Below are 13470 nucleotides of genomic sequence, written 5' to 3' on the forward strand. Positions count from 1 at the left end.
ACGCGTTCATTTCATTCAGCCGGCCGCCCGATTCCGGAGCCAGATAGAGCATGTTCGATTCGGTGCCGATACACACCAGGCGACGACCGCCATAGTCAATGAGGGGAGGTTGCGTCATCGATCGACGTCTCGAGTTGGCTGATAAGGCTGGGTGCAGCGTGCGTGCGCCATGTTCCGCAGGAAAATGGTAATCGATTACTCATACAAAATCGGCAATTTATTGCTTGCATAGGATAGAAAAATTATTCCAATGCATTGTATTTAAAGGATGTTTGTGTGTCGACAGGTTTCCTTAAGGGAAACCACCACCTTCTCCAGGAACATGTCCGGCGCTAAAGTTGGTAAACGCTTACCAAGAATGGCCATCGGAGCGACCGTCGTCGTCGGGTGTCCGTACCTGGCGAGCGTCGACAAAGGTTCCAGGAGATCATTGCAATGAAAAGTAAATGTTTGACCGCGTTGATTGCGGGCACGATGGCGTTGGGCGCGCATGCGCAGTCCAGTGTGCAACTCTGGGGGCGTGTTGGTGGTGGCGTCGAGTATCTGGGCAACATCAAGACGGGCGCCAACACGACCGGCTCGCGGTTCGCGGAAGGCAGCCAGTGGGGCACGAGTATTTGGGGGATCCGGGGCACGGAGGATCTCGGCGCAGGCAACAAGGCGCTGTTCTCTCTCGAAGGCGCTTTCTCGTCTGCTAACGGCAACCAGGGCGGCGGCAAGCTTTTCCAGCGCGCCGCTTGGGTGGCATTGCAGAACAATCAGTACGGCTTGCTGCGCCTCGGTCAAGGCAACTTCATCAACAACTACATCTGGCGTTTCGATCCGTTCCTCCTTGAGGACTACTCAGCGTCAACGTTCACGAACTATCGCAACGGCTCGAAACTCGCCAATGGCATCCGCTATGAGTCGCCGTCGTTCGGCGGGTTCGAATTCGCCGCGCAGGTCAACCTCGGGAACAGCGCCAACGGTTTCCGGCTCGGACCGGCGGACACGGTCGTGCAAAACGGGCTGGCGTGGGGTTTGAGCGCTGCCTACGTTGCACCGACGTGGGAAGTCCGTGCCATTTACGACCAGGTCAACAACCAGAATGGCAAGATGGACAACCTGTTCGTCGCGTCGGAAGAACTGTTCGTCGGCGGCAAGGCGGTATTTGGCCCGGCAACGGTGCAAGCCGGTTGGTCGCATTACTCGGCACCCAACACGGGTCCGGGTCTGTCCAGCAAAGCCAACCATTTCTGGACCGGCTTGACCTACGACGTAACGCCCCGCTTCCACGCAATGGGGGCCGCGTACCTGATGAAGGTCGGCAGCGGTACCTGGACGAAGGATCACGATGGCGAAGGCACCGGGCTGATGTTCAACCTCGGCGCGATGTACGACCTGTCGAAATCGACGTTCCTCTACGCGACGGTCGCACACGTCACCAACAGCGCCAACGCTAACTTCTCGATCAGGCCGGTTGCGCCTGGCTACGGCGATCCGGTGACGGGCAACGGCGTATCTCCCGCGGCCGGCCATTCGCAGACCGGTGCGTTCGTCGGCGTGATGCACAACTTCTAAGCTCATTGTCCGTTCGAAGCGCGCGAGTGTTGTCGGTGCGCGAGAGCGTCTAGAGTAGGTGTCCGGGAAGTATTGATCCCGCTACCCAATCAGGTCGTATCGTGTCCGCCCGCTCGAAATGGCACCGCGGCGCGCAGTGTTGATTGGGGTAAATCCGGAGTATGTCGACGTTGCCGGAAGACCGGACGGGTGCGATACTTCTCGGGAAGGTAAGCGTTTAACTTGACTGGCGCCCGGGTTGCCGCGACCAGTCGTAAATCACGATCTATCCTCGGGATAGTGGAGAGAGACATGAAGCGTCGTCTGACACATTTTCTCGCCGGCGGTTTGCTGACCGCCTTTGCGGCGGCCGCCCAGTCGGCGCCAGTGGTACTGAACGTCAGTGCATGGAAAGGCGGTGCGGCGGAACCTGCCGCCATGCCGGAACTGATCGCGAAGTTCGAGAAGGAAAACCCGGACATCAAGATCAAGTTTGATTTCGTCGCACGGAACGATACGACGACGATCATGTCGTCCCGGTTGCAGGGCGGGGCCGCCCCGGACGTCATGATGGTCGATCGTCCGCTGATCCGGCAATGGGCGCCCGCTGGGCAGCTCATGGACCTGAGCAACGATCCGGCCGTTGTCCAGCTGTCGCCGGACGTCAAGCCGCTCGCACAAATCAACGGCAAGTACTACATGATGCCGATGGAAGTCGTCGGTATCGGCATGTTCGCCAACCAGGACCTGCTGAAGAAGGCCGGCGTTGACCGCGTGCCCACTACGGTAAGCGAGCTGAAGGCCAGTTGCGGGAAGCTGCGTGCCGCGGGCATTACGCCGCTGCTCCTGCCCGCAAAGGATGGCTGGGCGCCGGCCATGTTCGCGCTGTCGATGGGCCTGGCGCCCAGCGTGAAAGCGGATGCGGGCTTCGTCGGCGAACTCGCTTCGGGCAAGAGGAAGTTCGAAAACAATCCGAATTTCAAGCGGGCAATCGGAGCCCTTAAGGAACTCGCCGACGCGAAGTGCTACGACCCGAAGCTGAGCGTGGGCATTGATCCGTGGGGCCTTGGCCTGACCGAATTCCAGGCTGGCCGGGTCGCGATGATGCCGCAGGGTGCCTGGAGCATCCAGAAGATCACGGCCAATGCCCCTGGGCTGAATTTCGCTTTTGCACCGTTCCCCGGCCTGGATGGCGGTAAGGCGGCCGGTATCGACCTGCTTGGCACGGCATGGGCGATCAACGCTGCAACCAAGCAGCCGGCGGCCGCCAAGCGCTGGCTGCAGTTCTGGACCAAGCAGGAAAACCTCGGGCAATTCCTCAAGGCGGATGCTGCGTTCAGCCCGTTTGTGAACGACGTTTCGCAGACACCGAAATCCGAGCAGCTCTACGCAGACGCTCGCAAGGCGGGCAACACGGTGGCGCATCCGAAGGGCGATCTCTCCGCGGCGTTCATTCTTGAAATGCAGAAGAGCATGGCCGCGTACATGCTGAACATCAACCAGGACGAGGATGCGGTACTGGCGCGTTGGGATGGCGCGCTGCAGAAGCAGTGAAGTCGGTGACCACTTTGGTATAGGGCAGGCGCCGCCAATGGCGGCGCCCACCGGAAGAGTGAAATGAACAGACGAAATCAATTATTGTGGTTCGCGGTGCCGGCGCTGGCGTTGTACGCAGTGTTCGGGATCTACCCCCTGATCAGTGCGGTGAGGCTCAGTCTTACGAGTTTTACCGGAGTCGGCGACCAGACCTGGGTCGGGCTGCGAAACTACATCGAAATTATGAGGAATCCAGAATACTTTGGCGTTCTGAAGGTTACGCTGATGTATTCGGCCGTCGTGGTCATTGTGCAAAATGCGCTCGGCCTGGTAATCGCGGCACTTCTTTTTTCGCTACCCAAGATCCGCAATGCGTCGCGAGTCGCATTGCTTGTGCCGAGCATGTATTCGGCCGTGGTAGCCGCCTACGTCTGGCAGTTCATCTATTCGCCGCTCGGCGGTGGCTTGAACGAATTGCTGAAGGCGTTGAGCCTCGGTGATTTCCAAAAAGTGTGGCTCGGCGATCCGGGGGTCGCATTGCTGTCCGTGGCAGCGGTACAGATCTGGATGTACGTTGGCTATTCGACGGCGATCTTCCTGGCCGGTTACATGAGCATTCCGGCAGAACTTCATGATGCTGCACGCATCGATGGTGCGAACGCGTGGCAGCGATTCCTGAAGATCGACGTTCCGCTGCTTGCACCGTCTTTTACGGTCAATATCACGTTGAGCACGATCGGTACGTTGAAGAGCTTCGAATTGCCGCTCGTGTTGACGCAGGGTGGGCCTGATGGCGCGACGACGACGCTGGGCCTGCAAATCTTCAACAGCCTTTTCAGCGAATATCGTTTCGGTTTCTCCAGCGCACTGTCGATCGTGATGCTGTTGATGATCGCGGTAATTGCCTGCCTGCAAAATTGGTTTCTGAGGAGACGGGAGCAGTCCGTATGAATATCGCAACCATGCCTGGCGTAACAGGATATTCCGTGAGGCGCACGGTGTCGTTCCTTCGCAATGCCCCGGTGTTTCTGCGCTCCATTCTGGCAGTCGCGATAACGGGAGTTGTCCTGCTACCGATCCTCTACATGCTGGCCATGTCGGTGCGATCGGGGTCCGAGATCGCGTTGAATCCGCTCGGATTGCCGTCGACGATTCATTGGAGCAACTACACGCGTACGTTCGCGGAAATGAACTACTGGCGAAGCGTCGCCAACACGATCGGCATCACCGTCGTGGTGACGCTGCTCGTGTCGGTCATCGGGTCCATGGCCGCGTATCCGCTGGCCCGCTTGCGTACCCGGATGTCGAGTGCACTGTACATTTTGCTGACGCTCGGTTTGACGATTCCGATGTTTGTCAGCCTTACGCCGATCTATCTGCTGCTTCGCGATTTTGGGCTGTTGAACACCTACGCCGGCATCATCCTTGCCTATACGGTACTGAACCTGCCGCTGGGGGTCTTCTTCTACTGCAGTTTCCTGAAATCGATTCCGCCTGAACTTGAAGAAGCGGCGGTCCTCGATGGTTGCTCCGCGTGGCAGGTTTACTGGTATGTGATCCTGCCGCTGTTGAGGCCGATCACCGGCACGCTCGCGATGTTCGTGACGCTGCACGTGTGGAACGATCTGGTGTATCCGTTGCTGTTTTTGTCCGACGAGAGCAAGTTCCCGATCACCGTTTCCGTGTTCCGCTTCATCGGCACGCAGGACGTCGATCCGACGAAGCTGTTTCCGGCCGCGGTGCTCGGCACGCTGCCGCTACTGGTGATGTTTCTGGTGCTGCAACGTCAGATCGTTGCCGGTATTTCTGCCGGCGCGGTGAAGGGGTGAACATGAGGAGCCAAAATCAACACGACATTGGCGGACGTATCGCGGTCGTGACGGGCGGTGGCGCGGGCATCGGTCTCGGCATCGTCAGGGTGCTGGCGGAGCGTGGTGCGCGTGTCGTAATGGCAGAGCGCAATGCGAGCGGAGAGGGTGTAGCAGAGACGTTGCGTGCGGATCGCCTCGACGTCCGGTTCGTGCCGTGCGACGTCAGCGATGTGCAGAGCATCGAGAAACTGTTCGCGTACGTCGAGCAGCAGTACGGTGCAATCGATGGGCTCGTGAACAACGCGGGCATCACGATACATGAAGACTTTCTCGAGGTGCCGCTCGAGCACTGGCAACGGCAGATCGATACGAACCTCAGGTCGACGTTCCTGTGCTCGCAACACGCGGCACGGATGATGCGTCCGGTGCAGCGTGGCTCGATTATCAACATCTCGTCGAATCACGCGGGCGCCAGCATGGAGGGGTTCGAGTGCTATGCGGCGACGAAGGGCGGTATTACGTCGATGACCCGTGCAATGGCCTGGAGCCTTGGCCGTTACAACATTCGGGTGAACTCGATCAGCCCCGGTTTGACGTCTACGGACCATATCCGGCAACTGATTCGGGAGAACGCGGAACTCGGGCGTCTCTATCACTCGTTGCATGCCACACACCGTATCAACGCGTCAGAGGACATCGGAGAACTCGTGGCATTTCTGATGTCGGATGCGTCGATCGCAATGACCGGTGCGGATTTGCTGGCAGACAACGGTTTGTCCGCACACCTGTTCAATCGCCACGGAAACTGAAGATGAAGATTACGAAACTCGAGCTGTTCCGCGTCGCGCCGCGATGGCAATTTCTGAAGATTGAGACGGACGCTGGCCTAGCTGGATGGGGCGAGCCCATCGTCGAAGGTCGGGCGGAGACGACCGCGACTGCCGTACGGGAACTTTCCGACTACCTGATTGGGCGTGATCCTCGACAGATCGAGGATCTGTTTCAGGTGATGTATCGAGGCGGTTTCTATCGCGGTGGCCCCGTACTTTCGAGCGCAATCTCGGGCATCGAACAGGCGCTTTGGGATATCAAGGGCAAGGCATTGGGCGTGTCGGTGCACGAACTCATGGGTGGCTCCGTTCGCGACAAGGTTCGGCTTTACGCACATGTACGCGGCGATACGCCCGAAGCATGTGCAGCCGATGCACGTAAGGCGGTCGCCTCTGGCTACACGGTCCTGAAGATGAGCGTGACGACTGAGGCGGATTGGGTCGAACGGCCGTCATCGATCGACGCGGCAGTCGGCAAGTTCGCTGCTGTTCGTGAAGCGGTCGGCAGGGATGTCGGCGTCGGCATCGATTTTCACGGTCGCGTGCGCCGTCCGGTGGCGAAGGTTCTGGCGAAGGCGATCGAGCCTCTCGATCCGATGTTCTACGAAGAACTGTTGTTGCCGGGGAATACCGACGCGCTCAAGGAGGTCGCGAACAGTTGCGCCGTGCCGCTCGCGACCGGCGAACGCATGTTCACGCGCTGGGACTTCAAGGCGGTGCTGGAAGCCGGTGTTGTCGACATCATCCAGCCGGATGTCAGCCATGCCGGGGGGATCTGGGAACTGCGGAAGATAGCGGCAATGGCAGAAGCATACGATGTGGCGGTCGCGCCGCATTGCCCGCTTGGACCGATTACGCTCGCGGCGTCGCTGCAGATTGATTTCTGCACGCCGAATGCGTTCATTCAGGAGCAGTCGACCAACGTGGCCTATCACGGCGACGACAACGCGATGTTCCGGTATCTGAAGGGGAATCCTTTCGCATTCGAGGCGGGCTTCGTCGCTCGCTCCGACGCCCCTGGCCTGGGCATCGAAATCGACGAGGAAGCGGTGCGTGAAGCTGCCGTGACCGGACATCGCTGGCGCAATCCAATCTTCCGGCTCGAGGATGGCTCGTTGGCCGAATGGTAAGCACGGGCAAGAAACTCGCAGGGACTCAAAATGGCAAACGTAAGACTGCAAGAAATCGGCAAGCGCTATGACGACGGTACGGAAGTCATTCGCAATGTCAGCCTCGACATCGAAGACGGGGAATTCATGGTGTTCGTCGGACCGTCCGGATGCGGCAAGTCGACGATGCTTCGAATGCTGGCGGGACTCGAAGATATTTCGCGTGGCGATCTCGTGATCGGAGACCGGCGCGTCAACGATGTTTCGCCATCGAAGCGGGGCGTTTCGATGGTGTTCCAGAGTTACGCGCTCTATCCGCACATGTCCGTCTACGAGAACATGGCTTTCGGTCTCAAGCTGGCCGGCACGAGTCGGCAGGAGGCCGACAAGGCTGTTCGGCAGGCTGCCGACATCCTGAAGCTGACCCCGTTGCTCGACCGCCGACCGAAAGCACTGTCTGGCGGTCAGCGCCAGCGTGTTGCGATCGGACGTGCGATCGTACGCAAGCCGGGCGTGTTTCTTTTCGACGAACCGCTATCGAATCTCGATGCTGCGCTGCGGGTGCAGATGCGTATCGAGCTTGCGCGCCTGCACAGTCAACTGAAGGCGACGATGGTCTATGTGACCCACGATCAGGTCGAAGCGATGACACTCGGGGACCGGATCGCGGTGTTCAACGGAGGGGTAATCGAGCAGGTAGGTGCGCCGCTCGAGTTGTACAACCGCCCTGCGAACAAGTTCGTCGCGACCTTCCTTGGCTCGCCGAGCATGAATATCCTTCCTTGCGATTTCGTGTCGGACGCAGGCCGGCGATACAAGGCCGTTATCGGCGGCAAGACGTCGGTAGCAATTGCCGAAAATAGCCACGGCCTGCCGACGTCAGGCGGCGCTATCGGCATTCGACCCGAGCACGTAGTGGTCGATGGCAGTGCAAGCGAAGGCGCAGGCGGCGGCGTGTCGGCACGTATCAGATTGATCGAACATCTCGGCGAAGTCGCTATTGCCTACGTCGAAATCTCCGGTCACGCCGATCCGATAGCCGTCAAGCTCAGCGCGGATTCGACGGCTTTTCAGATCGGTCAGACTGTCAACCTTCGCTTTCCGGAGCAGCATGTGTTCGTGTTCGATGCGGGCGGAAAGGCGCTCTACTGACGCAGCACAAAACACGTTAGTTGTTCTACGAGTTGTTCAAATTTTTTGGATTGAAGCATGCAGGTTCGACTGGTACAAGCGGCGAACGCGATCCTGGGAGAAGGGCCACTGTGGTGTCCCGATGAGTGGTCGCTTTATTGGGTGGACATCATCCGCCCATCCGTCTATCGGTTCACACCCGGACTCGGACAGACGGGTGCGTGGACGCTGCCGGAAAGTGTCGGTTGCGTCGCGTCGCTCGGTGGCGGCGAATTGCTGCTTGCCTTGCGCAGCGGCCTTTTTCAGTTGTCGACACAGGACGGCACGCTCACACGCATTACGCATGCCGAGCATGATTCGCCGCATCACCGGTTCAATGACGGTGCAGCTGACCCGCGCGGGCGATTCTGGGTGGGCTCGATGAGCGAGCAAGCTGGCTTGCCGGGGCGGTTGTATCGATTCGACAGTACAACTGCGGCCGAGATGGTCGACGGCGAATGGATCTGCCCGAACGGAATCGGATGGAACCCGGACGGAACCGTGATGTATGCAACGGATTCCGGCAAGAAGACCATTTGGCGCTACACCTATTCGCTCGCCACCGGAACCGTCGGTGAACGATCCGTGTTCGCCCGATTCGACGATGGCGTACCCGACGGCCTCGCCGTCGACGCGGAAGGCTGCGTATGGTGCGCTCTGTGGGACGGGTGGAGCGTGGTTCGATTGAGCCCGGACGGCGAGCGTATCGCAACGATCAGCATGCCAGTGCAGCGGCCGACGAGCGTCGCGTTCGGCGGCGATTCGCTGCAGACGCTGTACGTCACGTCGGCTACGGTCAATGTCGGGCAAGCTGGTTTGCGTGCAGGGCCGCTTGCCGGCGGGTTGTTCGCGATTGACATGCCGGTGCCCGGGTTGCCGGTTGCTCGCGCATGCTTGGATGGTTGCTCGGAGATGTCGGCATGAACGGTAAATATCAGCAAGCGTCGCGCGCGCTAGATCAGCGCGCGTGCATGATCGCGGTAGATTGGGGGACAACATCGTTTCGTGCGGCGAAGGTTTCCGCCGACGGCACCGTGCTGGACATCCTTGCTGCCGCACGAGGCATCTCGACGGTGCAGGCGGGAGCCTTCGAAGGCACGTTTCGCTTGGTGCTGTCCAACTGGGAACGCGAGCTCGATACGCTGCCGATCTATCTCTGCGGTATGGCAGGTAGTCGTCAGGGCTGGGTCGAGGCGCGTTACGTCGACTGTCCGGCAGAGTTCGGCGATATTGCGGACGCGGTGGTCCGTCTGACGGCCGGGGGAATGAACCTGAGGTTCATCCCCGGACTGCATCGCTTCGACGCCACGACGGGGCACGACGTGATGCGAGGGGAGGAAACGCAGGTGATCGGCGCGCAGGCGCTCGGGTGCGAGCGGATCGTGGTGACACCCGGCACGCACTCGAAATGGATTCTCGCACGCGATCGTTCGGTTGCCGATTTCCGCACGTTCATGACCGGTGACATGTTCGCGGCACTGAAGGGACATACGATTCTCAAGCACTCGATGGACGCGAACGAATCGCGCTCGTCGTCCGATACGCCGAGTTTCGAAGAAGGTGTCCGGCGAGGCTTTCGTTCGACCGGCATCGCGGCCGACGCATTCGCGGTTCGCGCGCGCAGTCTTTTCGACGACGGTGCATTTCACGCGGAGAGTTATTTGTCCGGCCTGCTGATCGGCAACGAATATGCGGCCGGTCGGGAGCGTTATCCGGATGCGTGGCGCCACGGTTTGACGCTGATCGGTTCGCATACGTTGACGGCATGTTACGAGCGTGCGGCCGAGTATCTTGGTGTCGACACGCAGGTGGCCGATTTGAACGCCAGCATCCGCGGATGCTTCGAGCTGGCGAAATTCAACGGAGAAATCCAGTGACCCATATGCCCAACGTTGCACGTTTTGAGGCGCTCGTGTCCCAATGCCCGCTCGTCGCCATTCTGCGCGGCGTCCGTCCCGATGAAGTCGTGGAAATCGCCGGCGCATTGATCGACAACGGCATCCGGATGCTGGAGGTGCCGCTCAATTCTCCCGATCCGTTCACGAGCATTCGCCGTCTTGCCGATGCCTTTGGCGCCAGTGCGTTGATCGGCGCCGGAACCGTGACTTCGATTCACGACGTCGAACGCGTGGCCGACGCAGGCGGTGCGTTGGTGGTCTCTCCGAATATCGCTCCCATGATCGTGCGCGTGTCCGTCGCCGCCGGCTTGGTGACGCTACCGGGTGTCGCTACGCCCAGCGAGGCGTTTTCCGCGCTGGATGCCGGGGCACATGGGGTGAAGGCGTTTCCGGCCGATCAGATTGGTTGCAAGGGGCTGCAGGCGTGGCTGACGGTGCTCCCGCCTTCGACACGGGTATTTGCGGTCGGCGGTATCGACGAGCACTCGATCCCGAAGTACCGCGCAGCGGGAATTGGTGCCTTCGGCGTCGGGGGGACGTTATACAAGCCGGGGTTCACTGCCGCCGATGTTGGTCTCCGTGCGAAAATGCTCAAGGGTGCTTGCATGACAGCGTGATACTGCGAATGTCCGGAATGGGGCGCACGGTGTCGACGGATCAATGCCTGCATGAATGTATTTCCAAAAGAATTTTCAAGCTTGCGATCGAGTCCCATGACAGAAAGAAAGAGTGCGCCAACCATCAAGGACGTGGCGGCCGCGGCGAATGTGTCGACCGCGACGGTGTCAAAATTCATCAATCGACTCCAGCGATTTTCGCCTGACGTGGAGTCGCGCCTGGCAGAAGCAATCAAGACGCTCGGCTATCACCAGAATCCGATGGCGAGATCCATGGCAACGGGGCGGTCCAGGACGCTTGGGCTATCGATTCCCGATATGCACAACCAGTACTTTGCCGCCTTGGTGCAAGGTGCTAATCGGGTCGCGATGAAACATGGCTATAGCCTGCTCCTTGTCGACAGCGAAGAGAATGCCAGCCGCGAACGGCAGCTTCTCGAAGACCTTTGCATGCGTGTCGACGGACTGATGATCCATTCAAAGCTTCGTGAGGACGAGATGGAATGGGCGGTTGAACTGTCGAAACCGCACATATTTTTCGATCGCCGAGAAGGGTGGGGAAAGAGCCAGATCGATTCGTACAACCGCGATGCTGGTTACATGGTCACGAACTATCTCGTCAGATCCGGGCATCGTCGCATTGTCTATGTGGGCTTCAACAAGGCGCGGGCCGACGAAGAGCGATACGCCGGTGCGGTCGCATGTCTGAAGGAACACGGCATGTCGCTGCCACGTTTTGAAACCGATGCGTCTTCTCCGCAGGAAGGCGCCAGATTGTGTTCAAAGATACTGCTTGGGAGCGAACCCGTAGACGCGGTGATTTGTTTCAACGACATGATCGCGATCGGTTTTCTGAAACATGCGTCGGAGCTTGGTTTTTCAGTGCCGGACGACTGTTCGGTTGTCGGATTCGACAACATTCCATTCGGCGAATACGTAACGCCAGCCTTGACTTCCGTCGACATGGGTGGCGAAAGCATCGGGGCGATCGCCACACAACATCTCATCGACATCATCAACGGAAAGGAGTCGCGGGCCGTCCTGCCTGAGCCGGAGCTGGTTCTCCGGAAATCGACCGCAGGAAGAAGGTCGCGCGGCGATTGAAAAGCCATGGGTATTTCTCGGTATATGAACGATCAAACGAAATTCGACGATCCGCTCCGCGGTGTCGTCGCACATTGCCACAGGATCTTGTTGACCGGCGCGGCCGGCAATCTCGGAACGGTCATGCGGGAAAGATTAACGCGCTATGCCGATATCGTTCGCGTTTCCGATATCGCGAATCTTGGAGCGGAGCGTGAGGGCGAGGAGATCGTTCAGTGCGATCTGGCCGATGGGCGAGCCGTCGACGCACTCGTCGACGGCGTCGACGTGATCGTGCATTTCGGTGGCGTCTCGGTGGAGCGCCCGTTCGAACAAATTCTGCCTGCGAACATCCTGGGTACGTTCAATATCTATGAAGCAGCGCGTCGGCGCGGCATCCGTCGCATCGTATTCGCGAGTTCGAATCACGTGACCGGCTGTTACGAGCAGAGCGAAGGGATCGACGCGACCGTTCGCCCACGACCTGATGGCTATTACGGCGTAAGCAAGGCATTCGGTGAGAATCTTGCGCAGCTCTATTTCGATCGCTACGGGATCGAAACGGTGTCGCTTCGAATCGGCTCCTCGTTTCCGGAGGCAAAGGACCGGCGCATGTTGGTCACGTGGCTCGGGTATGACGACCTTGAACAACTGCTTTGCCGCGCGATGTTTGTAGCAGATGTGAACCATACGATTGTATATGGCGTATCGAACAATCGCGATCGCTGGTGGGACAACCGCGCGGCACAGCATCTCGGTTATTCGCCAGTCGAGTCGTCGGAGCAGTTTCGCGCGCGGGTCGAATCGCTGCCGCCGTTGGCCGAAGGCGACCCGGCCGTAAGGTTCCAGGGAGGCTCGTTCCTCGCCGTCGGTCCTTTCGGAGATTGAGGCAATGTGGAATCGCGTCGAACGCGTCGGGGACATGATCTGCACCGTTGGCGAGAGCCCAGTCTGGTGCCCTGCCGAGGGTGCACTTTACTGGACCGACATTATCGGAAGGACGCTGTGGCGATGGGATTCGATCACGGCGAAGCAGGCGAGCTGGACGCTGCCAGAGATGGCAGGCTGCATCGCGAGGACCCATGCTGGCGGCTGGCTTCTTGCCATGGAGTCGGGCCTGTTCCGTATCGATCGCCTCGATCCGAACAAGCTGTTGCCCGAACTCGTGCGTGTCACGGGCGTCGATCACGCTCTTCCGGACATGCGTTTCAACGACGGCCGATGCGACCGGCAAGGGCGATTTCTTGCAGGCACGATGGTGCACGACATGGCCCAGGGCGCGGCGAGCGGCGTTCTCTATCGGTTCGGGGCACAGAACGAAGGCCTCGGCGTCGTGGCGGACGATCTCATCGTTCCGAACGGTCTGGCATTCAGTCCTGATGGAACGACGATGTACTTGTCCGATTCGCACCCGTCGCGACAGACAATCTGGGCGTTCGACTACGATGAAGACGAAGGGGTGGCGCATGACCGCCGCGTGTTCATCGACATGAATCCGTATCCGGGCAGGCCCGACGGTGCGGCGGTTGATGCCGACGGATGTTACTGGATTTGCGCGAACGACGGCGCACGGGTACTGCGCTTCACGCCCTCGGGCGATCTCGAGCAGACGATCGAACTACCGGTCAACAAGCCCGCAATGTGTGCTTTCGGAGGATCGCAACTCGATACCTTGTACGTGACCACAATACGTCCGCCGACCTCCCAAAACCCGCTCGACGGCGCAGTGTTTGCAGTGCAGGTCCGTACACGTGGGCTTCGGGAGCCCGTATTCGAGTATTGACGGTATCGGCGCAATGCTCGTCCAGACGGGCGACGAGCCGAATTGAACCCGGGTAGGTCGGGCAAATCGCGAATGAATTTCATTCCATTTGAAT

At 59.5% G+C, this 13470-nt stretch carries 13 protein-coding genes; all 13 read left to right on the top strand.

The window, feature by feature from the left end; genetic code table 11:
* Positions 1-435: 435 nt before the first annotated feature.
* The 13 genes from C7H84_RS26665 (at position 436) to C7H84_RS26725 (ending at position 13376) form a co-directional block, all read left to right on the top strand.
* The gene (locus tag C7H84_RS26665) at positions 436-1560 is read left to right on the top strand and encodes a porin (protein WP_121861582.1); all 1125 of its coding nucleotides are present in this window, start codon (positions 436-438) and stop codon (positions 1558-1560) included.
* 291 nt (positions 1561-1851) lie between these two features.
* Positions 1852-3093 (top strand): extracellular solute-binding protein, encoded by a 1242-nt coding sequence (locus C7H84_RS26670; RefSeq protein WP_121861583.1) that lies wholly within the window; start codon positions 1852-1854, stop codon positions 3091-3093.
* A 63-nt stretch (positions 3094-3156) separates the two neighbouring features.
* Positions 3157-4026, top strand: a complete 870-nt coding sequence (locus tag C7H84_RS26675; protein WP_121861584.1) for a sugar ABC transporter permease — start codon at positions 3157-3159, stop codon at positions 4024-4026.
* The gene (locus tag C7H84_RS26680; RefSeq protein ID WP_121861585.1) at positions 4023-4904 is read left to right on the top strand and encodes a carbohydrate ABC transporter permease; all 882 of its coding nucleotides are present in this window, start codon (positions 4023-4025) and stop codon (positions 4902-4904) included. The genes C7H84_RS26675 and C7H84_RS26680 overlap by 4 nt, the downstream gene beginning before the upstream one ends.
* Before the next feature lie 2 nt (positions 4905-4906).
* Positions 4907-5695, top strand: coding sequence for an SDR family oxidoreductase (locus C7H84_RS26685; RefSeq protein WP_121861586.1), 789 nt, complete (start codon positions 4907-4909; stop codon positions 5693-5695).
* Between the two features lie 2 nt (positions 5696-5697).
* Positions 5698-6846: a galactonate dehydratase gene (gene dgoD, locus C7H84_RS26690; protein ID WP_121861587.1), complete on the top strand. Its 1149-nt coding sequence runs from the start codon at positions 5698-5700 to the stop codon at positions 6844-6846.
* Positions 6847-6876: 30 nt separating this feature from the next.
* A complete protein-coding gene (ugpC, locus tag C7H84_RS26695) occupies positions 6877-7977 on the top strand; it encodes a sn-glycerol-3-phosphate ABC transporter ATP-binding protein UgpC (RefSeq protein ID WP_121861588.1) in 1101 nt (366 codons plus the stop codon).
* 57 nt (positions 7978-8034) lie between these two features.
* The gene (locus C7H84_RS26700; protein WP_121861589.1) at positions 8035-8919 is read left to right on the top strand and encodes an SMP-30/gluconolactonase/LRE family protein; all 885 of its coding nucleotides are present in this window, start codon (positions 8035-8037) and stop codon (positions 8917-8919) included.
* Positions 8886-9872, top strand: coding sequence for a 2-dehydro-3-deoxygalactonokinase (locus C7H84_RS26705; RefSeq protein ID WP_121861590.1), 987 nt, complete (start codon positions 8886-8888; stop codon positions 9870-9872). Before C7H84_RS26700 ends, C7H84_RS26705 begins: the two co-directional genes overlap by 34 nt.
* Positions 9873-9877: 5 nt before the next feature.
* Entirely contained in the window at positions 9878-10510 is a 633-nt protein-coding gene (locus tag C7H84_RS26710) for a 2-dehydro-3-deoxy-6-phosphogalactonate aldolase (protein ID WP_121861837.1), read from the top strand.
* A 96-nt stretch (positions 10511-10606) separates the two neighbouring features.
* Entirely contained in the window at positions 10607-11614 is a 1008-nt protein-coding gene (locus C7H84_RS26715) for a LacI family DNA-binding transcriptional regulator (RefSeq protein WP_121861591.1), read from the top strand.
* A gap of 24 nt (positions 11615-11638) precedes the next feature.
* A complete protein-coding gene (locus C7H84_RS26720; RefSeq protein WP_121861592.1) occupies positions 11639-12481 on the top strand; it encodes an NAD(P)-dependent oxidoreductase in 843 nt (280 codons plus the stop codon).
* A 4-nt stretch (positions 12482-12485) separates the two neighbouring features.
* Positions 12486-13376, top strand: a complete 891-nt coding sequence (locus tag C7H84_RS26725) for an SMP-30/gluconolactonase/LRE family protein (protein ID WP_121861593.1) — start codon at positions 12486-12488, stop codon at positions 13374-13376.
* Positions 13377-13470: the final 94 nt, after the last annotated feature.

Origin of the sequence: Burkholderia sp. Nafp2/4-1b (assembly GCF_003635165.1) — a bacterium.
GTDB lineage: Bacteria > Pseudomonadota > Gammaproteobacteria > Burkholderiales > Burkholderiaceae > Burkholderia.